This window comes from Aeromonas sp. BIGb0405 (assembly GCF_024807335.1).
GTDB lineage: Bacteria > Pseudomonadota > Gammaproteobacteria > Enterobacterales > Aeromonadaceae > Aeromonas > Aeromonas rivuli.
Genome location: NZ_JANUEP010000003.1, coordinates 358,937 through 382,290, shown reverse-complemented (window position 1 = coordinate 382,290; position 23,354 = coordinate 358,937). Strand labels below are relative to the sequence as shown.

General features: G+C 62.2%; 19 protein-coding genes. 7 read left to right on the top strand and 12 right to left on the bottom strand.

The genetic code is table 11. The features are described from left to right. Positions 1 to 38 precede the first annotated feature (38 nt). Complete coding sequence (locus M2366_RS10045) at positions 39 to 683, bottom strand: YitT family protein (protein ID WP_259269618.1); 645 nt, start codon at positions 681 to 683, stop codon at positions 39 to 41. A 615-nt stretch (positions 684 to 1,298) separates the two neighbouring features. Here M2366_RS10045 and M2366_RS10040 point away from each other — a divergent pair. Both M2366_RS10040 and xseA read left to right on the top strand, forming a co-directional pair. Beyond that, positions 1,299 to 2,207, top strand: coding sequence for a DMT family transporter (locus tag M2366_RS10040; RefSeq protein ID WP_259269617.1), 909 nt, complete (start codon positions 1,299 to 1,301; stop codon positions 2,205 to 2,207). A gap of 117 nt (positions 2,208 to 2,324) precedes the next feature. Further along, entirely contained in the window at positions 2,325 to 3,671 is a 1,347-nt protein-coding gene (gene xseA, locus M2366_RS10035; RefSeq protein ID WP_259269616.1) for an exodeoxyribonuclease VII large subunit, read from the top strand. Positions 3,672 to 3,718: 47 nt separating this feature from the next. On the opposite strand, the gene hutW is transcribed toward xseA, so the two are convergent. Then, complete coding sequence (hutW, locus tag M2366_RS10030) at positions 3,719 to 5,098, bottom strand: heme anaerobic degradation radical SAM methyltransferase ChuW/HutW (RefSeq protein ID WP_259269615.1); 1,380 nt, start codon at positions 5,096 to 5,098, stop codon at positions 3,719 to 3,721. Between the two features lie 268 nt (positions 5,099 to 5,366). On the opposite strand from hutW, the gene M2366_RS10025 reads away from it, so the two are divergent. Then, positions 5,367 to 6,962, top strand: coding sequence for a methyl-accepting chemotaxis protein (locus tag M2366_RS10025; protein ID WP_259269614.1), 1,596 nt, complete (start codon positions 5,367 to 5,369; stop codon positions 6,960 to 6,962). Positions 6,963 to 7,058: 96 nt separating this feature from the next. On the opposite strand, the gene aroG is transcribed toward M2366_RS10025, so the two are convergent. The 5 genes from aroG to M2366_RS10000 all read right to left on the bottom strand — a co-directional run bounded on the left by aroG (position 7,059) and on the right by M2366_RS10000 (position 12,882). Continuing rightward, positions 7,059 to 8,114: a 3-deoxy-7-phosphoheptulonate synthase AroG gene (aroG, locus tag M2366_RS10020; RefSeq protein ID WP_224430462.1), complete on the bottom strand. Its 1,056-nt coding sequence runs from the start codon at positions 8,112 to 8,114 to the stop codon at positions 7,059 to 7,061. Between the two features lie 223 nt (positions 8,115 to 8,337). Further along, positions 8,338 to 9,621 (bottom strand): 3-phosphoshikimate 1-carboxyvinyltransferase, encoded by a 1,284-nt coding sequence (gene aroA, locus M2366_RS10015; RefSeq protein ID WP_042040116.1) that lies wholly within the window; start codon positions 9,619 to 9,621, stop codon positions 8,338 to 8,340. Between the two features lie 216 nt (positions 9,622 to 9,837). After that, a complete protein-coding gene (gene serC, locus M2366_RS10010; protein ID WP_042040118.1) occupies positions 9,838 to 10,926 on the bottom strand; it encodes a 3-phosphoserine/phosphohydroxythreonine transaminase in 1,089 nt (362 codons plus the stop codon). Positions 10,927 to 11,200: 274 nt separating this feature from the next. Then, positions 11,201 to 12,121, bottom strand: coding sequence for an electron transfer flavoprotein subunit alpha/FixB family protein (locus tag M2366_RS10005; protein ID WP_259269613.1), 921 nt, complete (start codon positions 12,119 to 12,121; stop codon positions 11,201 to 11,203). After that, the gene (locus tag M2366_RS10000; RefSeq protein WP_259269612.1) at positions 12,118 to 12,882 is read right to left on the bottom strand and encodes an electron transfer flavoprotein subunit beta/FixA family protein; all 765 of its coding nucleotides are present in this window, start codon (positions 12,880 to 12,882) and stop codon (positions 12,118 to 12,120) included. The genes M2366_RS10005 and M2366_RS10000 overlap by 4 nt, the downstream gene beginning before the upstream one ends. Before the next feature lie 137 nt (positions 12,883 to 13,019). On the opposite strand from M2366_RS10000, the gene M2366_RS09995 reads away from it, so the two are divergent. The 3 genes from M2366_RS09995 to M2366_RS09985 all read left to right on the top strand — a co-directional run bounded on the left by M2366_RS09995 (position 13,020) and on the right by M2366_RS09985 (position 16,456). Further along, positions 13,020 to 14,666 (top strand): electron transfer flavoprotein-ubiquinone oxidoreductase, encoded by a 1,647-nt coding sequence (locus M2366_RS09995; RefSeq protein ID WP_224430465.1) that lies wholly within the window; start codon positions 13,020 to 13,022, stop codon positions 14,664 to 14,666. 200 nt (positions 14,667 to 14,866) lie between these two features. After that, a complete protein-coding gene (gene corA, locus M2366_RS09990) occupies positions 14,867 to 15,814 on the top strand; it encodes a magnesium/cobalt transporter CorA (protein ID WP_042043254.1) in 948 nt (315 codons plus the stop codon). 168 nt (positions 15,815 to 15,982) lie between these two features. Then, entirely contained in the window at positions 15,983 to 16,456 is a 474-nt protein-coding gene (locus M2366_RS09985) for a DUF2919 domain-containing protein (RefSeq protein WP_042043278.1), read from the top strand. An 80-nt stretch (positions 16,457 to 16,536) separates the two neighbouring features. On the opposite strand, the gene M2366_RS09980 is transcribed toward M2366_RS09985, so the two are convergent. Then, positions 16,537 to 17,304 carry a hypothetical protein gene (locus M2366_RS09980; protein ID WP_259269611.1) on the bottom strand — a complete coding sequence of 256 codons (768 nt, stop codon included), beginning with the start codon at positions 17,302 to 17,304 and terminating at the stop codon, positions 16,537 to 16,539. A 147-nt stretch (positions 17,305 to 17,451) separates the two neighbouring features. Next, positions 17,452 to 18,603, bottom strand: coding sequence for a murein transglycosylase A (mltA, locus tag M2366_RS09975; RefSeq protein WP_259269610.1), 1,152 nt, complete (start codon positions 18,601 to 18,603; stop codon positions 17,452 to 17,454). Positions 18,604 to 19,051: 448 nt separating this feature from the next. Here mltA and M2366_RS09970 point away from each other — a divergent pair, with 448 nt between their 5' ends. Further along, positions 19,052 to 19,297 carry a DUF1289 domain-containing protein gene (locus M2366_RS09970; protein WP_042043252.1) on the top strand — a complete coding sequence of 82 codons (246 nt, stop codon included), beginning with the start codon at positions 19,052 to 19,054 and terminating at the stop codon, positions 19,295 to 19,297. A gap of 133 nt (positions 19,298 to 19,430) precedes the next feature. Here the strand turns inward: M2366_RS09970 and fruA are convergent, their stop codons facing one another. Genes fruA through fruB form a run of 3 tightly spaced genes read right to left on the bottom strand, consistent with a single transcriptional unit; the run spans position 19,431 to position 23,268 of the window. After that, positions 19,431 to 21,164, bottom strand: coding sequence for a PTS fructose transporter subunit IIBC (gene fruA / locus M2366_RS09965; RefSeq protein WP_259269609.1), 1,734 nt, complete (start codon positions 21,162 to 21,164; stop codon positions 19,431 to 19,433). Next, the gene (gene pfkB / locus M2366_RS09960) at positions 21,161 to 22,168 is read right to left on the bottom strand and encodes a 1-phosphofructokinase (RefSeq protein WP_259269608.1); all 1,008 of its coding nucleotides are present in this window, start codon (positions 22,166 to 22,168) and stop codon (positions 21,161 to 21,163) included. Before pfkB ends, fruA begins: the two co-directional genes overlap by 4 nt. Further along, positions 22,168 to 23,268: a fused PTS fructose transporter subunit IIA/HPr protein gene (gene fruB / locus M2366_RS09955; protein WP_259269607.1), complete on the bottom strand. Its 1,101-nt coding sequence runs from the start codon at positions 23,266 to 23,268 to the stop codon at positions 22,168 to 22,170. Before fruB ends, pfkB begins: the two co-directional genes overlap by 1 nt. Positions 23,269 to 23,354 lie beyond the last annotated feature (86 nt).

The following is a 23,354-nucleotide window of genomic DNA, read 5'->3' as shown; positions in this document are numbered from 1 at the left end:
ACCTCGGGTGCCCAGTCACGCGTGAGACGGCAACCCAATCACCCCTGGTAACGACCAGGTTTGTGCCAGTTCATCAGCATGGCATTCATGGCCAGGGCGCTCAGGGCCGACCAGAACAGCAAGGGGGCAGGTAGCAGACTCAAGGAGAGGGCAAACAGCAGCAGATCCAGCAACATCTGGGTCTTGCCTGCATTGATGGCAAACCTGGCCTGCAGCCAGAGGGTCACCACGCCAGTGCCACCGACCGAGGCATTGTGACGGGCGAGTGACAGGACCCCCATGCCGATGAAGGTGCCACCGACCAGGGCGGCAAACAGCGGATGTATATAGGTCACCGTCTGCAAATGGGGCACTATCTGGCTGGCGGCAGCGAGGGCAATATTGACGATCAGCGTCTTCAGGGTGAAGGGGAGCCCCATACGGACATAGCAAAACAGCATGAAGGGGAGATTGGTCAAGATGAACAACACCCCTATGGGCAACTCCACCTGATAGGAGAGCAGCAGTGCCATGCCCGCCACGCCGCCGGTGATCATGCCTGCCAGCTTGAGCATGTACAGCCCGATAGCGATGAACATCACCCCCAGTGTCAGACCATACACATCATCTTTGAAGTTATGGACAAGCCCGTTGCGGGTGGCTGCTTGCGGTAATGCCACGTCGTTTGCCATGCCGTTTCCCATAGGACTCCTTGTCATGAACGGATAAGCATCAGTCGCCAGATAAATCATGGGTGTCAGGCTGGCGCTGATACTGTGCTTGGATTGCTATCACGCAGCAAAAAGAGCGCCAACCATGACAAGACGCTGTGATTTAAATTAAATTCAGCTCATAGAACTACTAAAAACATATTAATTGGAATTTAAATCTAGTTTATGGATCCCCACCTTGAGCCAGGCAACATGAACAGGATTTCTCTGATGACAAGCGGTCAGTTCATGGCCGCGCCGTGAAGCCCGTTATCAGTCACAGCCCTTGCCCGATACGGGTTGTCGGTGAGCCTGGGAGGCCCGCGTTGGGGGGCAACAGGGGGCCAGGACGTGCATTTCCCGGCGCAGATGCCTTGCAGGTCCCCCGATCAGGAGCTGGTAACACAGTGACCACCCAACTGGTTGCACATTTTTGGTGCGCAATAGCACCACAACGGTGCGCCCCCCCCCAACACGGAGCCAGAGTCAGGGCAGTTGGATAGCTTAGGCGCCCTTTGGGCAGTTGCCATCGGCAAGCCAGCCCCCCATGATGGCAGCCCCAGGCTCTCGCCTGGATAGTTGTGATTTCAATCATTTCAAGGAAGTAAGATGAGAGCATCGGATTATGCAAGACTGTTGTTCCTGGCCGCTATCTGGGGAGCCAGCTTCTTGTTTATGCGTATCGCCGCCCCCGCCTTTGGCTCAATCAACACCGCCTTTTTACGGGTCCTGTTCGGCCTGACAGGGTTGGCCATCATCTTGTTGTTGATGCGCGCCCCGCTGATCTTTCAAGGCAAGCTCAAATCCGCCATGGTGCTTGGCATCATCAACTCCGGCATCCCCTTTCTGATGTACGCCATCGCCGCGCTCTGGCTGCCCGCTGGCTACTCGGCCATCCTGAACGCGACCACCCCCTTGATGGGCGCCCTGATCGGTTTCTCCTGCTTCAACGAGCAGTTAAGCGGCCGCAAGTGGCTGGGGGTCATGCTGGGATTCCTCGGTATCACCCTGATCACCACCACGGGGGACGTCGCGGTGAGCGAGACCATGATCATCGGTGTGATAGCTTGCCTGATCGCCACCGCCTGCTACGGCTGTGCGGGCTTCCTGACCCGGCGCTGGATCACCGAGCGGGGTGGCCTGGATGCCAGGTTGGTGGCCTTTGGCAGCCAGCTGGGCGCCTGCTTGTTCCTGCTCCCCTTCTTTGGCTATTCGGTGACAGCCAGCCCCGTGGCCGACTGGGCCATGCCCGAGGTGTGGGCCAGCCTGTTGGCCGTCGGCTTTATCTGTACCGCACTCGCCTACCTCATCTATTTCAGGCTGATCGCCGACATTGGACCACTGCGCTCCCTGACGGTGACCTTCCTCATCCCGCCCTTCGGCATATTGTGGGGTTATCTGATACTGGGCGAGACCCTCACCGAGGGCTTCGTGGTTGGCGGTACCATCGTCTGCCTCTCGGTCTGGCTGGTGGTCAGCCCGGCCAGAGCAGTCCCGCGCCAGGTACTGGACAAGTAATCATCAGGCAGTCAGAGCCCCAGAGGTGCTCGGCTCTGACCCTGAACTGCGCTAAGATGGCGCCATCGTCTCCCTCCCGCGTCCACCATGGACAATGGGACAGCAGAAGGGCCCAGCGTGAGCCAGTCCAATCAACAACAAGTGTTTACCGTCACCCGCCTCAATAGCGCAGTACGCATGATACTGGAGCAGGATCTGGGGCTGGTGTGGCTGACCGGCGAACTCTCCAACCTGGCGATGCCAAGTTCGGGGCACTGGTACTTCTCCTTGAAGGACATCTCGGCCCAGGTGCGCTGTGCCATGTTCAAGGGCAACAACCGCCGGGTGCCCTTCCGCCCACAAGATGGCATGCAGGTGCTGGTACAGGCCCGGGTCTCCCTCTATGAGCCCCGTGGCGAATATCAGCTGATCATCGAATCCATGCAACCGGCCGGGGATGGCGCTCTGGCCCTGCGCTTCGAGGAGCTCAAACGCCGCCTCGCCGCAGAGGGTCTCTTTGATGCAGCCCTCAAACGTCCGCTCCCCACTAACCCCAAGGCGGTGGGCATCGTCACCTCGGCCACCGGGGCGGCCTTGCACGATATCCTCACCGTGCTGGGACGCCGCGCCCCCTCACTGCCCATCTTCATCTATCCGACTCAGGTACAGGGCAACCTGGCCAGTGGCCAAATAGTAGCCGCCATCGAATTGGCCAATCGTCGCGCCGAGGTGGACGTGCTGATCGTCGGCCGTGGTGGCGGCGCCCTGGAAGATCTCTGGTGTTTCAACGAGGAGCGGGTCGCCCGGGCCATTCATGGCTCAGCCATCCCGGTGGTGAGCGCCGTGGGTCACGAGGTCGATATCACCATCAGCGATCTGGTGGCGGACTTGCGTGCCCCCACCCCCTCCGCCGCCGCCGAATTGGTGGCGCCGGATCAGAGCGAGCGCATCAATCAGCTCAATCGCCTCACCCAGCGCCTGAGTCAAGCCATGGCGCGTCAGCAGACCCAGCATGTCCACCACTTCACCCTGCTCACCAAGCGGCTCGAACATCAAGACCCCAAACGCCGCCTCGAGCAACAGTCCCAGCGCCTCGATGAACTGGGTAACCGCTTGCAGCAATTGCTGCGTCAGCGCCTGCATCAGGGGGAGCGACGGCTCAATCAGCTCGCGCAACGGCTCCAAGCCCAGAGCCCAGAGCGACGTCTGGCACAGGGGCGGCGGCGCCATCAACTGGCAGAGGCGCGCTTGCATAGCCTGATGAGTAAACGCCATGAGCAAGCGGAGCATAAACTGGCCATGCTCAGTGCCCGCCTCGATGGGGTCAGCCCCCTCGCCACCCTGGGGCGCGGCTACTCCATCACTCGCAGCCAACGGGGTGAGGTGATAAGCCAGGCCAGCCAGGTCAGCGCCGGGCAGTCGCTGGTCACTACCCTGGCAGAGGGCCACTTGCTGGTGCGGGTAGAAGAGGTACACAACCGATAGCTAAAACGGGGGCGCTTCTCAGTGCCCCCTATTTATCCCCTCCTCTTTCATCGACGCAAACCTGTCACCGAGTGCCCCACGATCTCGACCGGGCGAACGGCCGCAGCGTTGGCGTGGGGGCCCTTCTCCCCCGCTCCCGCGAGGGGATTGAGCTGCAAGTACTCGAACAAGCCGGCCTGCAGATTGACGCTCCAAAAACGCCCCGCCAGGGTCAGCTCAAGCCGCTCCTCGGTCAGCCCGGCCAAGCCATGTTGCTGCCAGACCTGAAAAAGCGGCAACAGCTGCCCTCGCAAGGGATCGGGCAAGAGGGCCAGGGCCAACCGGCCAGTGTCGAGGGCGCCGCGCAGCAGCGCATCCATGGCGGCATTGGGATTGCGCCCCATGACCATGCCGGGAGCCCGACGCCCATCGGCCAGCGCCTGATGCCAGGGCGCCAGATCCCGCCCATACATCAGGCCATGTCCGTGGACATTGCCTCCCGCCCCGGCACCAAACGGCAAGATCTCGGCCCCCCTCTTGGCCATCTGGTTATAGCGGCTCTGCTCGGTCTCGCTGCGTCGCCAATGGCTGCAAGAGAGCCGCTGCCAGCCGCCCTGCTCCAGGGTGTGGGCGCCATAGGCATACATGCTGGCCCGCTGCTGACTGTCGGCCGCCCAGCCCGGTTTGCCCTTGGCCTCAGCCCGATCCAGATGGGTGCCCGCCATGGCAATAAGCTGGTAGAGATCCACCCCATGCACCCCGCTCGCCATCACATCCGCGATATCCTGACGCCAGATGGCATCATCCTGATCGGGCAGACCGAAGATGAGATCCGCCACGATCACGGCCTCATCGTACCGGGTCAGTTCGGCAAGTCGCTCAAGCAGCCGCGCTCTGTCATCGATGCGGGCCGCCTGTTGGCGCACCTGGGTGTCGAAACTCTGTACCCCAAACGAGAAGCGGTTGAACCCGCCCGCCAGCGCCGTGTGCCACTTAGGCTCATCGAATCCGTTCAGCCGCCCTTCCAGGGTCAGTTCTGCATCCTGCGTCAGGGGAAACCCCTGTATGGTCTCGGCCAATCGGGCCAGATCATCGACCGCCATGTCGGTCGGTGTTCCGCCTCCCACGTAGACGGCCGAGAAGGGTGCACTCAGGGCGAACGGAGTCTTGGCCGCCTGCTGGAGATTGTCACAAAGGGCCGCCATATAACGGCTCATCCGCGCCGGATTGGTGCCATTTTCGAAGAAATTGCAGAAGCTGCAGCGCTTCTTGCAAAAGGGGACATGGATATAGAGGGCGCGCTCCTCGGCTTCCGTCGCGGTTTGCCACCAGGCCTGCCAATCCTTGTCATCCAAGGCCAAGGGCCTGGCGCCGCCCCGGCTAGCATGCGCAGATGTTTTGGCAGTGAACGCAAATTTAAGGGGGTCCGGGCTGGGCAGTCCGGTCATGGTGGGCGTCAGTATCATCGGCGGTAGGATCGGCTAGAAAGGATTGGATGCAAATGATAACTACTATCAACAATATGATAGCTTGCGCCAGATCAACTCCCCGACCAATAACAATACTTGGCTACCCGGGGTTAACGCCATTCATGGATCCAGTTAACAGAATCCTTACTAAAGTCAGGGTAATGTGTGCCGATAGAGTACCAAGCTTGGCGACTGGTCATGCGCGCCAAGTGGCAGACCCCTTCCCCGTATCTGGATTCGGTTACCCATGCAAAACCTCTCGCTCAACTGGAAAATCTTTCTCCCCCTCGCCCTGGTCATCGGTGCCAGCTTCGCCCTCAGCTTCGAGCTCTCCGCCTGGTTGCAGCGCGATCTGGCCCTGCGCCTGGCGGGCGAGAAGGTGGAGAGTACCGCCAACAGCTACATGGATCAGCTCAACGTCATGATGATGACCGGGGTCATCGCCAACCGCGCCATCGTGCAGAGCAAGATCATGAGCGAGGCCGGCATCACCGAGGCCCGCCTGATCCGCGCCCCTGCCGTCAGCTCGCTGTTTGGCGCGGGCCATCCGGATCAGCAGATAGTCGACGAGTGGGACAAGCGGGCCATCGAGCAGGGGGAGACGCTGCTCGAGCAAAAAGGCAGCCAGCTCACCCTGATAAAACCCTTCAAGGCTTACCAGGAGTACCGCGGCACCCAGTGCCTCACCTGCCATCAGGTCGCCGAGGGGACCGTCATGGGGGCCGTGCGCATCAGCTATGACCTGAGCCATATCTTTGCCGAGATCCGCCACAACAACTGGCTGCTGAGCGGCTGCCTGGGGGCCGTGTTCAGCCTGGGGTTTGGGCTGCTGTGGTGGGTATTGCAGCGTTACGTCAAACGCCCCGTCTATCGGCTGCAGCGCACCATGATGCAGATGGCCAAGGAGCGGGATCTCTCCCTGCCCCTGATCAATCACAGTCAGGATGAGCTGGGCCAGATGACCCGTGCGGTCAACGACATGGTGCAGGGCTTTCGCCACAGCCTGGCCGAGGTCGAGGGAGCCACTGCCGAGCTGTATCGAGAGTCGAACCAGATCCGCCAGGTGGCGACCCAGACGGAGGGGTCGGCCCGGGTGCAGGAGCAGATGACCACCCAGGTCGCCACCGCGGTGAGCGAGCTGGCCGCCAGCTCCTATGAGGTCCGCGAACATGCTCGCCACAGCGCCGAGCTCTCGACCCTCACCAACGACGATGCCGCCAACACCAGCCGCCTCGCCCGCCACTCCATCACCGACATGGGAGAGATGTCCGCCGACATTGCCCGGGTCGACACGGTGATCCAGCAACTCGATAGCCGCTGCCTCGCCGTGGATGGGGTATTGGAGGTGATCAGGGGGATTGCCGATCAGACCAACTTGCTGGCCCTCAATGCGGCCATTGAGGCCGCCCGGGCCGGTGAACAGGGACGCGGCTTCGCCGTGGTGGCTGACGAAGTCAGGGCGCTCTCCAGCCGCAGCCGCACCGCCAGCCTGGAGATAGCCGGGATGATTGCCGCCCTGCAACAGGAAGCCCAGAGTGCCGTACAGGTCATTGGCGATGCCAGGCTCAAGGCGAATGACAGCATTCAGAAGACGGAAGCCACTCTGGCGGCAATGCAGACCATCATAGATCGCATCGCCAATATCAATGATCTCAATGCCCAAATGGCACAGTCAGCCCAGGAGCAGGACAGAGTCTGTCAGGAGGTCGATGGCGCCGTGCACGAGATCCGCAGCACATCGAACGATACCCTGAGCCAGGCCCACAGCGCCAATCTCGCCAGCGAGCAGCTGGTCGCCCAGTGCCAGAAGCTCGAAGCCCTGCTCAACACCTACCGCTGGTGATGGATTAACGTGCCTGTGGTTTGCGCCACGGGCGAGGGACACAAAAAAAGCGCGACCGAGGTCGCGCTGTTTCGTTGCAAGCCATCAAGAGGGGGATCAGCGCGCGTTGCGCGTCGCCACTGCCTCTGCCAGGGTGCGCAGCAGGCTTTCGGTATCGTCCCAACCGATGCAGGCATCGGTGATGCTCTGACCGAAGGTGAGCTGGCAGCCATCCACCAGATCCTGGCGACCCTCCACCAGATGGCTCTCGACCATGACCCCGAATACGGCCTTGCTGCCGGCACGGATCTGGCCCGCCACATCTTCGGCCACCAGCATCTGATTCTTGTACTGCTTGCTGCTGTTGGCATGGCTGAAGTCGATCATCACCTTCTGGGGCAGACCCGCCTTGTCCAATCCCTTCACGACCTCATCCACATGGGCGGCGCTGTAGTTCGGTTCGCGGCCACCGCGCAAGATGATGTGACAATCCGGGTTGCCGGCGGTGGAGACGATGGCGGAGTGGCCATATTTGGTCACCGACAGGAAGTGGTGTGGCGCACTGGCGGCGCCGATGGCGTCGATGGCGACCTTGATGGTGCCGTCGGTGCCGTTCTTGAAGCCCACCGGGCAGGAGAGACCTGAGGCCAGCTCACGGTGCACCTGGGATTCGGTGGTGCGCGCCCCGATGGCGCCCCAGCTCATCAGATCCGCCACGTATTGCGGGGTGATCATGTCGAGGAACTCGGAGGCGGTCGGCATGCCCAGATCGTTGAGCTCGAGCAGCAGCTTGCGACCGATGCGCAGGCCGTCGTTGATCTTGAAACTGTTGTCCAGGTGAGGATCGTTGATCAGTCCCTTCCAGCCCACTGTGGTGCGCGGCTTCTCGAAGTAGACCCGCATCACGATTTCCAGCTGATCCTGGTACTTGTCACGCAGGGTCTTGAGGCGCTTGCCGTATTCGATGGCGGCGACCGGATCATGGATGGAGCAAGGACCAATCACCACCAGCAGGCGCTGATCGTCGCCGGTCAGGATGTTGTGGATCCCCTGGCGGGACTCAAATACGGTGGAGACGGCCGCCTCGGTCGCCGGAAACTTCTCAAGCACCGCAACCGGGGGCAATAACTCTTTGATTTCACTGATACGAACGTCGTCGGTTTGATGCTGCATACTTCGGCTTCCTGCTTGGCTAGACACATTGCTTGCACCAATCTAGCCCGAGCGGGGCTAGGGTGTAAATAGAAAATTACATCGCACAATAAAATATCTTCAAGCATACCATTGCATGTTACTGAAATGATGCTAGCCAATCGTGTTCGGTATGCCCAGCCCATGAAAAAGGCCCGCAAGATGCGGGCCTTTGCTCAAGGTGCCAGGGGCGACAGGCCGCCCGTCAAACCACCTGGCTGATGCTGGCGAGCTTCTCGAAGTAATCGGGGAAGGTCTTGGAGGTGCAACCCGGATCATTGATGGTCACCGCCGTATCTGACAGCGCCACCAGGGAGAAGCACATGGCGATGCGATGATCGTTGTAGGTATCGATGGCCGCATGCTGCAACTGGGCAGCTGGGGTCACTGTGATGAAGTCGTGACCCTCCTCCACCTCTACGCCCAGCTTGCGCAGCTCGGTCGCCATGGCAAACAGACGATCCGTCTCCTTCACCCGCCAGTTGTAGATGTTGCGGATGGAGGTAGGCCCCTTCGCAAACAGTGCCGTGGTGGCGATGGTCATGGCCGCATCCGGGATCTGGTTCATGTCCATGTCGATGCCATGCAGCGGCGCCTGCTCGGCTTCGATGAAATCGTCGCCCCAGGTGATGCGCGCGCCCATCTTCTCCAGCACGTCGGCAAAGTGGATATCACCCTGAATGCTGTGCTTGCCGATACCGGTGACGCGCACCTTGCCCTTGATGGCGCCCGCGGCCAGGAAGTAGGAGGCGCTGGAGGCATCCCCTTCCACCAGGAAGTCACCCGGGCTGACATAGCTCTGGTTGCCCTTGATGTAGAAGGTCTGATAGTTGTCGTGCTCAATCACCACACCGAACTGCTTCATGATGTGCAGGGTGATGTCGATGTAGGGTTTGGAGACCAGCTCGCCCTTGATGTGAATGCGGGTATCACCGGCGGCCATGGGCGCCGCCATCAGGAAGGCGGTCAGGAACTGGCTGGAGACGGAGCCATCGATGTGAACATCCCCGCCCCACAGGCCCTTGGCATCGATGGCAAGCGGCGGGAAACCATCGCGCTTGAGGTATTGCACATGGGCACCGGCCTCGCGCAGGGCGTCAACCAGATGGCCTATGGGGCGCTCTTCCATGCGCGGCTCGCCGGTCAGCATGTATTCGCCTGATCCCAGGCACAGCGCCGCGCACAACGGTCGCATGGCGGTACCGGCGTTGCCGAGAAAGAGCGTGACAGGGTCGCTCACCGCGAAGCTGCGGCCCAAACCTTGCACTTCGCACTGCGTCTTGTCGGCGGATAGCTTGTATTTGACGCCGAGCTGGCCGAGGGCCGCCAGCATGTGGCGAATGTCATCGCTGTCGAGCAGGTTGGTGAGACGGGTGGTGCCCCGTGCCAGGGCTGCCAGCAGCAGGGCTCGATTAGAGACGCTCTTGGAGCCGGGTAAGTTCACGACCCCTTCGACACGGGCGATAGGTTCCAAACGCAACGAATTCATAGCCTTCCTGTACTGATATCAAAAAACACCTGCCCGGACGTTATCAGCCAAGGGGAAGGAGGGCAAGGCTCTTGCTTGCGCCCTGCCATCCCCTGGCGTGCAGGGTGGGTGTCAAAGTGAAACGAGACGGCGCCCCGAGGAGCGCCGTTGCATGAAACTGGCGGTAACAACCGAGTGCGCGGTGGGGCCGCAGGGGCAAGCTGCGGCCCCTGCGGCTCAACCGTGCTGCTTGGCGAAGCGCTCCATGAAGCTGACCAGCGCCTCGACCCCGGCCAGCGGCATGGCGTTATAGAGGCTGGCCCGCATGCCGCCGACGATGCGATGTCCCTTGAGCGCCAGCAGGCCCGCGGCTTCGGATTCGGCAAGGAACAGCTTGTCCAGGGCGTCATCCTTGAGCTGGAAGGGCACGTTCATGCGCGAACGGCAGGCAACATCCACCTGGTTGGCGTAGAAGCTGGAGTCATCGATATAGCCATAGAGCAGCTCGGCCTTGGCACGGTTGCGCGCCTCTATTTCGCCTAGGCCACCCTGATCTTTGAGCCACTCGAACACCAGGGCGGCCAGATACCAGGCGTAGGTGGGCGGGGTGTTGAACATGGAGTCATGCTTGGCGGTCAGGGCATAGTCAAACACCGCGGGTACGTCCGCCCGGGCCTGGGTCAGCAGATCGTCACGGACGATGGCGATGGCCAGACCGGAGGGGCCGATGTTCTTCTGGGCACCGGCATAGATGACCCCGAAGCGGCTGATATCGAGGGAGCGAGACAGTATGGTGGAGGAGAGATCCGCCACCAGCGGCACCGAACCTGTGGCCGGGATGTCAAACATCTCTATGCCATCAATGGTTTCGTTCGGGCAGTAATGGACATAGGCGGCATCGCTGCGAAACGCCGGGGTCGGCAGCAGCTGGCTGACGCCTTGCGCCGTCTTGGTCACACCGGCGTGGGTGAGGATGTCGCCATACTTGTGCGCCTCGTCCACGGCACTCTGGGCCCAGACACCGGTCAGCAGATAGTCGGCCTTCTTGTTGGCACCGCCGAGCAGGTTCATGGGCACCGCAGAGAACTGACCGCGACCGCCGCCATGCATGAACAGCACCTTGTAGTTGGCCGGGATGGCGAGCAGTTCGCGCAAGTCGGCCTCGGCCTTCTCGGCAACCGCCATGAAGGGCTTGCCACGATGGGAGAGCTCCATGACAGAGGCACCCAATCCCTGGAAATTACAAAATTCGCGCTGGGCGCGTTCCATGACTTCGACCGGCAACATGGCGGGGCCGGCGCAGAAGTTGTAAACCTGTTTGCTCATGACACTTTCCGTGAGGTGGTAAAGAGTGAAGGACTTCCCCGTTTTTACACGAAACCGCGCCCCTTCGGCAAAGGATTTTTGGGAGCTGGCTCAAGGTTTTGCCCCCCTGCCCTTGCCGATCTCAACACCAGATATCAAGCGGCTGCCGCCTCAGGGTCGGGGCACAGAGCGAGCAGCCAGCCTTAAGGGGCCATGACACAGACCCCGCCGAGGCGGGGTCTGTGGTTGGGAGCACGCGCGGTTCAAGGGATGAAGCCGGCGCGTCACCCCAGGCTCACAGCTTGGCGGTCAGTTCGGGCAACAGGGTGAACAAGTCCCCCACCAGGCCGTAGTCGGCGACCTGGAAGATGGGCGCCTCGCCATCCTTGTTGATGGCCACAATCACCTTTGACTCCTTCATGCCCGCCAGATGCTGGATGGCGCCCGAGATGCCGACGGCGATGTAGAGCTCGGGGGCCACCACCTTGCCGGTCTGGCCCACCTGCAGATCATTGCCGACAAAACCCGCATCCACGGCGGCGCGCGAGGCCCCCACCGCCCCGCCCAGCTTGTCCGCCAGGGCCTCTATCAGGGCAAACTGCTCTTTCGAGCCGAGTGCCCTGCCCCCGGAGACCACCACCCGGGCGCTGCCGAGTTCGGGACGGCCAGACACCACGGCCTGGCGGGAGATCAAGCGGGTGCGCGTGGCGATGGCAAGGGGCGGCAGGGCCTCAACCGGCGCGCTCGCCTCTCCCGGCACCGCCATGGGGAAACTGCTGGCGCGCAGGGTCATCAGCTTGATGGGTGCATGGCTCTGCACCCTGGCGATGGCGTTGCCCGCATAGATGGGCCGCAAGAAGCTGTCATCTCCCTCGATGGCGATGACTTCGGAGAGCATCTCGACACCGAGCCGCGCCGCCATGCGGGGCAACAGATCCTTGGCCGCCGTGCCCGATGCCATCAACACATGGTGGTAATCCCGGGCCAGGGTCGCGAGAGGGCTGTCCAGGCCATCGCACCAGTCACAGCCAAGCTCGGCCAGCAATACCCGGGTCACCCCTTGCAGGCGGGCAGCCTCCGTGGCCGCCTGGGTGAGTTTATCCCCAAGCAGCAACAGATGGATGTCGCCCGGCAGGGCCTGCGCGCCCCCCACCAGCTGGATCGTGCTGGCAGCCAGGGGGCCCTCTGCTTGCTGCGCAATGATCAATATGTTCATGGCAGTACCTTCGCCTCATGTTTGAGTTTGTCGATAAGCTCATCCACAGAGCCAACCCGTACCCCGCCGCTGCGCACCGGGGGCGCCATGACCCCCAACTGCCGGTTATGACCGAGCGGATGGATGCCCAGGGTGGCAAAGGGTTCCGTCTCAAGGGGCTTGCGTTTCGCCTTCATGATGTTGGGCAAGGAGGCAAAGCGCGGTTCGTTGAGGCGCAAGTCCACGGTCACCACCGCCGGCAGCGCCATCCCCCATGTCTCCAAGCCGCCATCCACCTCCCGGGTCACCCAGATCTCGTCTCCCTTGCATTCGATGGCCGAAGCAAACGTGGCCAGGGGCCAGTCGCACAGCGCCGCCAGCATCTGGCCGACCTGGTTGTTGTCAGAGTCGATGGACTGCTTGCCGAGCAGCACCAGATCCGGCTGCTCACGCTCGCAGATGACTTGCAGGGCCCGGGCCACGGTCAGGGGATCCAGCCGTTCATCGCCACCATCGGGGGTGACGAAATGCAGGGCGCGATCCGCCCCCAGTGCCAGGGCATGGCGCAACTGTTCACTTGCCGCAGCAGGTCCCAGGGTCACCACCACCAATTCGCTGGCAAGGCCCGCTTCGCGCAACCTGACCCCCTGCTCGACCGCTATCTCGCAAAACGGGTTGATGCCCATCTTGACGTTGGCCAGCTCCACGTCGGAGCCATCACCCTTGACCCGGATCTTGACGTTGTAGTCAACGACCCGTTTGACTGCGACCAGCAGCTTCATTCGGCCACTCCTCATCCTGTTGCTCGGTAGGCTCGCGCCGCTACCATCCATGAATAATTCCATAACGAGAGTTTACAGCTAGGTTTACGTTTACGTAAACTAACACCACCCTAGGCCAAGTCGAGCACGGAGGCAAGATGGAACGAGAAGCAATGGAATACGATGTGGTCATCGTTGGGGGCGGTCCTGCGGGGCTCAGTGCCGCCATCGCCCTCAAGCAGCGGGCGCCCGATTGCAGCGTCTGTCTGCTGGAGAAAGGGGCCGAGATTGGGGCTCATCTGCTCTCTGGCGCCCTGCTCGATCCCCGCGCCCTGCAAGAGCTGCTGCCAGCGCGCTGGCAGGAGGCACCGCTCGGCACCCAGGTCAGCGACGATCAGCTCTGGCTGCTGCAAAGTGACAGCCGTGCCAGTCGCTTGCCCCATTGGGCCCTCCCCCCCAGCATGAGTAATCAGGGTTGTCACATCATCAGTCTGGGTACTCTCTGCCGTTGGCTCGCCAGGGAGGCCGAGTCTCTTGGGGTCGAGATCTATCCGGGGTTTGCCGCCAGCGAGCTCATCATCGAAGAGGGGGTGGTCAAGGGGGTGCTGACCGGCGATCTGGGTCTGGACAAGGCAGGTCGGCCCAAGGGGGATCATGTGCCGGGCATGGCACTGCTGGGGCGCTATACCCTGTTTGCCGAGGGGGCCCGTGGCCACCTTGGCAAGCAGCTGATCAACGCATTCGGGCTGGAAAATCATACCCAGCCGCAACACTATGCCATCGGCTTCAAGGAGCTGTGGCAGGTGCCCCCGGCTCAATCCCGGCCCGGACAGGTGCTGCATGGCAGCGGCTGGCCACTCGGTGGTCAAGGGAGCGAGAGCCGCAGCCATGGCGGCTTCTACCTCTATCATCTGGCGGACAATCAGGTCTCGGTCGGGCTGATTGTCGATCTCAACTACCAGAATCCCTGGCTCAGTCCCTTCGACGAGTTTCAGCGTCTGAAACATCACCCTCTGCTCAAACAGACCCTCCAGGGAGGAGAGCGCATCAGCTATGGTGCCCGCGCCATCACCAAGGGTGGCTGGCACTCCCTGCCGCGCATGCACTTTCCCGGTGGTCTGCTGCTCGGCTGCGACGCCGGCACCCTGGATTTTTCCCGCATCAAGGGGATTCACACCGCCATGAAGAGTGGTCTGCTGGCCGCCGACGCCCTGCTGCCCCATCTGGGTCAAGGAGAGCAAGGGGGGCGGGATATCGCCAACTATGGCGCGGCCCTGGCGGCCAGCTGGCTTGGCGCGGATCTGAAGGGGGCCCGCAACTTCGGCGCCGCCTTGCACGGCGCGGGTCCCTGGCTAGGTGGCGCCTTCAATTGGCTGGAGCAGCGGTTATTCAAGGGGCAATCCCCGTTGCAATGGCTGGACAAGGGTGACGATTACCGCGCCCTCAAGGCGGCCAATCGCTGCCAACCCATCTCATACCCAAAACCGGACGGGGTGCTGAGCTTTGACAAGCTCTCATCCGTCTATCTGGCCAACACCAGCCACGATGAAGATCAGCCTTGTCACCTGCGATTGCAGGATGCGCGCATCCCGGTCGAGGTCAATCTGCCCACCTGGGCCGAGCCCGCGCTGCGATACTGCCCGGCCGGAGTGTTCGAGCTGGTGACGGTGGATGAACAACCCCATCTGCAGATAAACAGCGCCAACTGCATCCACTGCAAGACCTGTGATATCAAGGATCCTAGCCAAAACATCATCTGGACTCCCCCCCAGGGGGGCTCTGGCCCCAACTACCCCAATATGTGATCCGACCAGGGGCGTTTTCTGGACAAACGGGATGAATATCAGCTGAATAAGCCCTGACAATGGCGGCGAGCGCCTGTATAGTTCGCCGCAGTCAGGTTGCCCATCGGCCCCGCTATGCTTCATACGATCCCCTTCTTGGGATCGAAGCCGCATGAACCTGTTCAACCATCCCTGATAACCCAAGACTTTAAGGGGGACAGATGATCACCGCCTACATCCTCAATAACAAGGTGCTCGACATCGTCACGCTCGGCCCTGACGATATCCTGCCCGACAACACCGTCTGGCTCGATGCCTACAAGCCTGACGCGGCGGAGCGAGAATGGTTGACGGGACTCTTTCTGGAAGAGGTCCCCGACAAAGAGGAGCTCGATGACATCGAGGCTTCTGCTCGTTTCTACTGGGATACGGATGGTTTGCATATCCACTCCCTGTTTCCCCAGCGGATCGGCCGTGACACCAAGGGTGTCCATGTCTCCTTTACCCTGCGCAACAACCTGCTGATCAGCATCCGCGAGGACGATATCGGCTTGGTACGGCTGATGCGCCACTATATGCGCCAGGACAGACTGGAGGTGGAAGATGCCCTGGATGTCCTGCTTGAGGTGCAAAACCTCAAGGTCGAATACCTCTCCGATCTCATCGAAGATGGCTACAAGACCCTGGAAAATACCGCCGATCAGATCTTCGAGCCCGATCAGATCAACGCCATGCTCAAGGAGCTGATGGCCCAGGAAGAGGCCAACGGCCAGATCCGCCTCTCCCTGCACGATACCCGGCGTGCCCTGCGCTTCTTGAAGCGCAGTCTGCGCCAGAAGATGACCAATGAGCAGAACAAGTGGATCGACGAGATGTTGCACGACGTAGAGTCTCTGCTGCCCCACACCCAGTTCCTGTTCGACAAGATCAACTTCCAGCTCGAGGCCGCCATGGGGGTGACCAATCTGGAGCAGAACAAGGTGATCAAGATCTTCTCGGTTGCCGCGGTCATCTTCCTGCCGCCGACCCTGATCGCCAGTATTTACGGCATGAACTTCGGCCGCATGCCGGAACTGCAGTGGGAATATGGCTATCAGATGTCCCTGGTGCTGATGGTGATGTCGTCCCTCGGCACCGGGCTCTTCTTCAAACGCAAAGGCTGGCTGTAGCGCGCGCCGAACAGGGCGCTATGGTACGAGGGGGCCCAGGGCCCCCTTGGTGTTGATGGACGCCCCTGGCCGCTATCCCCCGGGCTTTTTCACTTTCTCCTCTTGCAAGGCGGGTCTCAGCCCCCATATCTGTTGCATCATTTATCCATTGCGGCCTTCTCCTCCTCCATGACTCTCTATCCCGAACACCGTTACGATGATCACGGTCAGTTGCGCCCGCCGCTCTGGTTCTGGCCCATCAGCCTGCTGCTGACCCGCTCCGTCTGGTTGTTCGTGATGGCCGGCGCCAGCCGTCAGGGGGGAAGCGACATCCTGGCCCTGCTCTACCCGGAGCGCTGGAGTCTCTATGTGAGCCTGCTCACCGACCTGCCCGCGCTGCTGGCCCTGCTGGCCTGTGGTGGCACCTTTGCCAACCCCCAGGGGTGGCGCGCTCGCCTGCGGCGCTTGAGTCCCAGCCTGCTGCTCAGTTCGGCCCTGACCGGGCTCATCATCCAATGTCATGCCCTGGTGAGCCTGGGTTGGCAATTTAGCTGGGCCAACGCCCTGGTGCTGATCGCCAGCCTCTGGTGCCTCTGGTATCTGCTCAAGAGTCGTCAACTGCGCGAGTACGCGGCGGACAAGCCCCATATAGCCAATGACTGAGAGCGCGCCATCGAGTCAGGACAGCGCCCTGATCAGCCCCGACAGGACAGATCAGCATAGGGTTGCCCGGGCGGGTGAGACTAGTTGACCGGCGTCACCCGGATGGCGAGGGTCTGCTGCTGGTGCTCCTGGCGGATCCCGGCCCCCGAGGTCGTCCCTATCTCCGTCCCCTGACGCTGCTGGCTGTTGGCCAACCCTCCCACCTCCACCCACTGCCCAGGGGCGACATTCAGCTCCGTATCGCTCTGTCCCCGCTCCGGTAATCCCTGGCGCAAACTGGTCTGCTCGCTGGAGAGCCGGATCAGCACGTTGTCACCGACCAGGGTCGCGCTGGCATAGAGGCCATTGACGATGGGCAGCAGCACCGTGACCTTGCCCCCGCGCCAGCGATAGAGGCTGACCGGCTGATAACTGCCCATCTGCAACAGCACGGGTCGCCCCGACAGGCCGCGAACCTGCCAGGCTTGCTGGCCCTGTTCACTGCCTTGCTCCAAGGCGCCTCCCCCCTGCCAATCACCACTGCGACCCTGTCTGGCCCCCAGGGCCGCCCCCTGACTATCGCGCTGCTGGGAGACCCGCCACTCGATGAGCAGCATCTGCGGTGGCTGGTTGAGGCGCGCCACCAGCTGCTCCGCCTCCGCGAGCTGCTCTGGGGTGCCGCTGAGCACCAGCTGGTTACCCATGGCACTCACCCCGAGACTCGGATTGAGTTCACGCAAGGTGTGTATCAACCCCTCCGGTTCAAAGACGGTGATCACCTTCACCTCCCCCCGTACCGGGGCGACTACCAGCACCGCCAGTGACATGGTCAACCAGAGGCTCACTCGCACGTGGCAACGTCTCTGCATAGGGCTCTCCTGCCGTGATGGGCTTGATCATAGGCTCACCCCTGAGGGGCGCTGTTGCCAATGATGGGATGAAAAAAACCGCCGAGATGCGGCGGTTTCAGCATGACTCAACTCAGCATCTGGCGACAAGCCAGGATGCCCGCGCGATCAGAGCCAGGGAGCGGCAGTGGGCCCCTGTCTGAGGCCCAGCTTCCAGACCCGGCCAAAATGTTTGTAGTGACCGGCGGCCACCCCGGCCTTCTCCCCCATGCCATGGTAGAGATCCAGGTGCCCCTTCTTGACCGCCCCCCCCACGTCCAGCGCAATCAGCAGGCGCAGCTGATGCTTGCCGGTCCAGTTGCCCTCAAGATCCAGCAGCGGCACTTCCGCCAGTATGGGCGTGCCCATCGGCAGCAGGGTCTTGTCGGCCGCCACCGCCGCCATGGGCAACAGCGGAATGCCTGCCGCCCCGACCACATCATTGGTGGGGCGCCGTTCGAAGAAGACATAGGAGGGGTTCTGCTCCACCAGCTCCATGACCCCGGCCTCCGGCTGGGCATTGGCCCAATCTTTGATGGCCTTGAGGGACATCTGCGCCTTGGGCACTTCGCCCCGATCGATCAACACCCGACCGATGCTGACGTAGCCGTGACCATTCTTGCCGCTGTAGCCCAGATATTGCAGGCGATCATCGTCCCCGTAGTGCACGAAGCCAGATCCCTGCACATCCATCAGGAAGTTGTCGATGAGGGATTTGCTGTAGCCCAGCTCCAGCCCACGGTTGGCCAACGCCCCCTGATGGATCTGGGCCCGGCTCGGGCAGCGTCCGGCGCAGTTGGGCATGGCGTAGATGGGGTATTTGAACTCACTGTCCGGGCGGTGGCGCACTTCCAGTACCGGCGAATAGTAGCCGGTGAACAGCACATTCCCCTGTCGATCGGCGCCGCCGAGCTGGGCCAGGCTGATGCCGTACTGGGTGATCAGGGCCGGGTTGCCACCCTGCGCGACCCAGCGGGAGAGCTGGCGATAGAGCTCGCCGTAACGGCGGGTCATCTTGCCGGAGCGCTCCAGCACCAACCGGCTCTGGGGGCCGAACTTGCTGAAATCCGACCCCTGCTGGCTGTTGACGCGATCCACCCGCACCAGATCATCTGGCAGGGTACCATCCAGATACTGCTTGCCCAGATTTTCTGGCACCTCGCAGTTCAGAAAGCATCTGGCTTCGGACTTCTTCTGGGGCACCTTGGCAGGTTCAGGGTTGCCCGCACAACCGGCCAACCCGACCACAGCGGCAGTCAGCCAGTACGCGTGTTTTTTCATATATCCTCATCTAACCGAAAAACGCTAACACCATGAAAATGGTGATGAATGCAATCAAAGGCCGCGACGGATACCAGCTTGGCTCCACCTCTCGCCCACAGCCGCCGCGCTGCCATGTCCGCAGCGCATCAGCAGGCGGCGCTATCATACAAAAACAAAGGCCCTGTTGGCCCCTTAAATTAAACAATACCGCCGATTGATCCAACGGCCTGGGTGCAATGAGGGCGCCCGGCAATCGGATGACCTGATGATCTGGTGACAGCAAGATGGCGTGATCGGGTGTACGCAAGTGCCTGGCCATATGGCGGTGACGACAGCCGCCTCCTTGATCTCCCCCTCGATTGGCCCTCACCAAATGAGCAAACACCGCCTCTGCCGGCGCACAGGGATTTTTCCAAAGGCCCATCATTTGGGTTATAACAGAGGGACAAGGTGTGCGAGGTCATGGATGGAACAGCTCGAGATCTTCCCCCTGCAGAGCCCCTGTATCGGGGTCTGTCAGGCAAACAACAAGGGCTATTGCAAGGGATGCTTTCGCAGCAGGGAAGAGCGTTTCAACTGGCTGACCATGAGTCCGGATCAGCAGCAGGATGTGATGCGGCTGTGCCGGGCACGCAAGGCCCGGGTCCTGGCCGCCCTGCGCAAAGCCCAGGAGCCAGAGCAAGCGCCGCAGCAACAAGGCTGGGACTTCTGACCCGAGGCTGCTGCGCAGTGGCGACATCCGTCGCTCTCCATGAGGGCTTCTCTCCCCTCAAATAAACAAGGCGGCCCCAGGGCCGCCTTGTTTATCACGCATCGTTACCGCGGGTGCGGCCGAGCTCTGGGGATCATGCCGTGGCCAAGCTGGCCGGTGCCTCGGTACGCTTGAGCATGGCGTAACTCACCCCGGTCAGCAGGGAACCTGCGGTGATGGCCACAATGTAGAGCCACACATGGCTGATGGCATTGGGGATGAAGAGCACGAACAGGCCACCGTGGGGCGCCACCAGCTCACAGGCAAACAGCATGGAGAGGGCACCGGTCAGGGCACCGCCCACCATGCAGGCCGGGATGACCCGCATCGGATCCTTGGCCGCAAAGGGGATGGCCCCCTCGGAGATGAAGCACAGCCCCAATACGAAGGAGGCCTTGCCCGCTTCCTGTTCGGTCTTGATGAACTTCTTGCTGGCCAGGAAGGTGGCAATCCCCATCCCCAGCGCAGGCACCATGCCCGCAGCCATCACCGCCGCCATGGGAGCATAGGTCTTGGAGGCCAGCAGGCCGACCCCGAAGGCGTAGGCCGCCTTGTTGACCGGGCCGCCCATGTCGAAGCACATCATGGCACCTATGATGACCCCCAGCAGCACGGCATTGGCCGAGCCCATGTTATTGAGGAAGGTGGTCATGGCATTCATGATGTCGGCCACCGGGCCGCCAACCACATAGATCATCACCAGACCGGTAAACAGGCTCGCCACCAGGGGAATGATGAGGATGGGTTTGAGCGCCTCCAGAGTCACGGGCAGACGCACCTTGTCACTCAGGAACTTGGCGCAGTAACCGGCCAGGAAACCGGCGACGATACCGCCGAGGAAGCCGGCGCCCAGGGAGCTGGCCAGCATACCGCCTATCATGCCAGGTGCCAGACCGGGGCGATCGGCGATGGAGTAAGCGATATAGCCCGCCAGCACCGGGATCATCAGGGCAAAGGCCGAGGCGCCGCCTATCTTCATCAGCGCCGCCGCCAGGGTGCCCTCCTCCTTGAACGCTTCAATCCCGAAGATGAAGGAGATGGCGATAATAAGCCCCCCTGCCACCACCATGGGCAACATGAAGGAGACCCCGGTCAGCAGATGCTTGTAGGGACCGGCCTTATCCTCTTTCTTGACCACTGCACCGCCGCTGTGGCGATACGGCTTGGCCTGCGTCCACGCCTTGTCCAGCTCAGCTTTGGTCTTCTTGAGGGCAGCCCCTGTGCTGGTGTGGTAGAGCGGCTTGCCATCGAAGCGGGCCATGTCCACCTCGATGTCGGTGGCGAGGAACACCAGATCGGCGGCGGCTATCTCATCGGCAGTCAGGGCATTTTGCGCACCGACCGAGCCTTGGGTCTCGACCCGGATCTCATAACCGAGTTGTTTGGCGGTATTCTCCAGGGCCTCGGCGGACATAAAGGTATGGGCCACCCCGGTCGGGCAGGCGGTGACGGCAACGATGCGTTTGCCCGCGCTGGCTGACGCAGGCGCAACCGCAGCCACTGCACTCGCCACATGGTGATAGGGCTCGGCACGCTCGCGGGCAGCCTCCAGCACGGCGGCGGGATCTTGCAATGCGGCATCCATCTCGGCCCGATAGAGTCGCTTGCCCTCATAGGCGGACAAGTCCACCGGTGCGCTGGCCGCGACGATGACCAGATCGGCCTCGGCAATCTGGGCCGCCGTCGGCGCGCTGTGCGCCGCTATGGTGGAGTGGATGTCACCGACCAGCGTCCAACCGGCCTGTTCTGCTTGTTGGGTGAGTCGTTTGGCGACGAGGAAGCTGGTGGCGATGCCCGCCGGGCAGGCCGTTACCAAGATAGCTTTCATTGGGCATCTCCTGTGGGTGTGTGGTGTGTCGCGTCCTGGGAAGCTGCCTGCCGATTATCCATGGCGGTGTCGTCATCCAGTCGCGTGATGGTTATTTGTTCAAGAAGAGGGGTCAGTTGCTGTTGATCCGCAAAACCGACCGCAACCTGGCTCACCGCCAGGGCCGAGACGGCGGTGGCCAGACCCAGGGTCTGCGCCATGGGCCAGCCCAGGCTCAGACCATGGGCAAGGCCAGCTACGAGGGAGTCTCCGGCACCGACTGTGCTGACCACCGGCATCCGTGGCGGCTTGGCCTGCCAGGTTTCAGCTTCGCCAAACCAGATCACCCCTTCGGCGCCATTGGAGATCACCACCTGGCTCACCCCTTGCGCCTGCAAGGCGCGGGCGCACTCGGCCTGCTCAGTGAGGGTGCGGATGGGCCGGCCCGCCCACTGACTGAGCTCTTCCAGATTGGGTTTGATCAGGGTGGGGCCTGCGCTGATCCCGGCGCTCAGGGCCGCGCCGCTGCAGTCAAAGATGACCCGCTTGCCACGCAGCTTGAGGGCGGTGATGAGGTGGGCGACGTGCGCTGTCTCGACGCCCTTGGGCAAACTGCCCGCCAGCACAAACCAGTCAGCCTTTTCGGCCAGCTCATCCAGCAGGAGATCGAGGGTCGCGATGGCCTCGGGGGCGATATCGAGCCCCGGCAAGTTGAGATCCGTGACCCGACCCGATCGCTCGGAGACCTTGACGTTGATGCGGGTGCTGCCCGGGACCCGCACGAAATGATCCTCCAGCCCCTTCTGGGCAAACAGGTCGACGAAGGCTTGCTGATTATCGGCGCCGAGCCAGCCGGTGAGGGCCACCTCGCGGCCCAGATCCTTGAGCACCATGGCGACGTTGATGCCCTTGCCTGCCGCACGCAGGGAGGCGTCACGCACCAGATTCACTTCGCCGGCCTGCAGCTGGTCGAGGGAGGCGGTGAGATCCAGCGCCGGATTGAGGGTGATGGTGACGATGTTCATCAGTGCGCCCCCTCCCCCAGCCCTGCCTTGATCGCCTCGCCGATGCCACGCAGGGCCGCTTCGGCGTCAGCCCCTTCGGCGCGAAACTCGAGTCGGTGGCCGCACTTCACCCCCAGACCGATCACTTTCATCAGGCTCTTGGCGGACACGGCCTCACCGCTGCCATCCAGGTTGGCGACCCGGATATCGGCACCATACTCCTTGGCGACCTTGACCAGCATGGCGCCGGGACGAGCATGGAGGCCATGGGGGTTGATGATGGTGAAGGTGTCTGCCAATCCCTTGGCTGGCCCGTTTTGCAGCAGCGCCAGCCCTTCGCTTCCCGCCAGGGCATCGAGTTGACCGGCCGCGGCCAGGGCCGCCAGGTTGTCGAGCTGGGTCAGGTGAGACTCATCCTTGCCGCACAGCAGCAGCAGGGCTTTCACTTGTGCATCCTGATGGCTGATAGCATGACTCGGCGTGGCCAGCACCCAGCCAGACAGCTGCGCCCTGGCACTCGCCAGCCAGATCCCTTGCCCCAGGGCCCTTGGCTGGCTCGCCATCAGAGCCGTCACCATCTCGGCGCCACCCCAACCGGCGGACTTGGCGCGGGCGGCGGCGCCCAGCAGCAGCTGGTCGGCATCATCGGCAGGGAAATCGGCGAGGGTCAGGAATTGCACCTCGGCCGCTGCGCTCGCCCCCGTCAGTATGTCGATGATGGTGGCGGCATCCTTGGCATCTTTGAGGGCCAGGGCGGCCTGCTCGTCCCCCAGTACATGGGTAAGCTGGCGCAAGATGCCGAGGTGCTCATCGGACTTGGCGGCGATGCCAATGGCCACATAGGCGACCTGGCCCTGATCCCATTCAATGCCTGCCGGGAACTGGGCCACCATGACCCCGGTCTGCTTCACCAAATGTCGCGTCTCTGTGGTGCCGTGGGGAATGGCGATGCCGCTGCCAAGGTAGGTGGCGTGCTGGGCTTCACGGGCCAGCATGCCGGCCACGTAGCCCGCCTCGACCAGACCGGCCTGGGTCAGTCGCTCGGCCAGCAGCGCGATGGCCTCCTCCTTGCTAGCGGCGGTCTGGTTCAACAGGATCTGCTCTTGCGCCAACTTCAACATACTCTCTCTCCATCCGCTGAGGCGGCCGAGGCGGCCACCTGGATTGCGCTCAATGATAAGGCTCTGTGATAAGGGTCGGTTGACCC

What these genes read in the sequence shown, in the direction of transcription:
- M2366_RS10045 (WP_259269618.1), bottom strand. Translation starts at nt 683, where the DNA reads ATGGGAAACGGCATGGCAAACGACGTGGCATTACCGCAAGCAGCCACC.
- M2366_RS10040 (WP_259269617.1), top strand. Translation starts at nt 1,299, where the DNA reads ATGAGAGCATCGGATTATGCAAGACTGTTGTTCCTGGCCGCTATCTGG.
- hutW (WP_259269615.1), bottom strand. Translation starts at nt 5,098, where the DNA reads ATGACCGGACTGCCCAGCCCGGACCCCCTTAAATTTGCGTTCACTGCC.
- M2366_RS10025 (WP_259269614.1), top strand. Translation starts at nt 5,367, where the DNA reads ATGCAAAACCTCTCGCTCAACTGGAAAATCTTTCTCCCCCTCGCCCTG.
- aroG (WP_224430462.1), bottom strand. Translation starts at nt 8,114, where the DNA reads ATGCAGCATCAAACCGACGACGTTCGTATCAGTGAAATCAAAGAGTTA.
- aroA (WP_042040116.1), bottom strand. Translation starts at nt 9,621, where the DNA reads ATGAATTCGTTGCGTTTGGAACCTATCGCCCGTGTCGAAGGGGTCGTG.
- serC (WP_042040118.1), bottom strand. Translation starts at nt 10,926, where the DNA reads ATGAGCAAACAGGTTTACAACTTCTGCGCCGGCCCCGCCATGTTGCCG.
- M2366_RS10005 (WP_259269613.1), bottom strand. Translation starts at nt 12,121, where the DNA reads ATGAACATATTGATCATTGCGCAGCAAGCAGAGGGCCCCCTGGCTGCC.
- M2366_RS10000 (WP_259269612.1), bottom strand. Translation starts at nt 12,882, where the DNA reads ATGAAGCTGCTGGTCGCAGTCAAACGGGTCGTTGACTACAACGTCAAG.
- M2366_RS09995 (WP_224430465.1), top strand. Translation starts at nt 13,020, where the DNA reads ATGGAACGAGAAGCAATGGAATACGATGTGGTCATCGTTGGGGGCGGT.
- corA (WP_042043254.1), top strand. Translation starts at nt 14,867, where the DNA reads ATGATCACCGCCTACATCCTCAATAACAAGGTGCTCGACATCGTCACG.
- M2366_RS09985 (WP_042043278.1), top strand. Translation starts at nt 15,983, where the DNA reads ATGACTCTCTATCCCGAACACCGTTACGATGATCACGGTCAGTTGCGC.
- M2366_RS09980 (WP_259269611.1), bottom strand. Translation starts at nt 17,304, where the DNA reads ATGCAGAGACGTTGCCACGTGCGAGTGAGCCTCTGGTTGACCATGTCA.
- mltA (WP_259269610.1), bottom strand. Translation starts at nt 18,603, where the DNA reads ATGAAAAAACACGCGTACTGGCTGACTGCCGCTGTGGTCGGGTTGGCC.
- M2366_RS09970 (WP_042043252.1), top strand. Translation starts at nt 19,052, where the DNA reads ATGGAACAGCTCGAGATCTTCCCCCTGCAGAGCCCCTGTATCGGGGTC.
- fruA (WP_259269609.1), bottom strand. Translation starts at nt 21,164, where the DNA reads ATGAAAGCTATCTTGGTAACGGCCTGCCCGGCGGGCATCGCCACCAGC.
- pfkB (WP_259269608.1), bottom strand. Translation starts at nt 22,168, where the DNA reads ATGAACATCGTCACCATCACCCTCAATCCGGCGCTGGATCTCACCGCC.
- fruB (WP_259269607.1), bottom strand. Translation starts at nt 23,268, where the DNA reads ATGTTGAAGTTGGCGCAAGAGCAGATCCTGTTGAACCAGACCGCCGCT.